Origin of the sequence: Bordetella ansorpii, assembly GCF_900078315.1 — a bacterium.
Lineage (GTDB): Bacteria > Pseudomonadota > Gammaproteobacteria > Burkholderiales > Burkholderiaceae_B > Bordetella > Bordetella ansorpii.
Genome location: NZ_FKBS01000028.1, coordinates 1 through 267 on the forward strand (window position 1 = coordinate 1; position 267 = coordinate 267).

Below are 267 nucleotides of genomic sequence, written 5' to 3' on the forward strand. Positions count from 1 at the left end.
GTTGATGCGGAACACCGCCACCGCTTCCGCCAGGCGCTGCGCCTGCTCCTGCAGCGAACCCGCAGCCGCCGCCGCCTCTTCCACCAGCGCCGCGTTCTGCTGCGTCACCTCGTCCATCTGCGACACCGCGCGGTTCACCTGGTCGATGCCGCTGGACTGCTCTTCCGACGCCGCCGAGATCTCGCCCATGATGTCCGTCACGCGCTTGACCGAGCTGACGATCTCCTGCATCGTCGCCCCGGCGCGTTCCACCTGCTGCGAACCCGT

At 68.9% G+C, this 267-nt stretch carries 1 protein-coding gene; it reads right to left on the reverse strand.

Annotation, left to right across the window (positions count from 1 at the left end; translation table 11 throughout):
- Window positions 1-267 (reverse strand): methyl-accepting chemotaxis protein (locus tag A7W11_RS21860; RefSeq protein WP_235816947.1); only part of this gene is annotated, 267 nt, incomplete at both ends.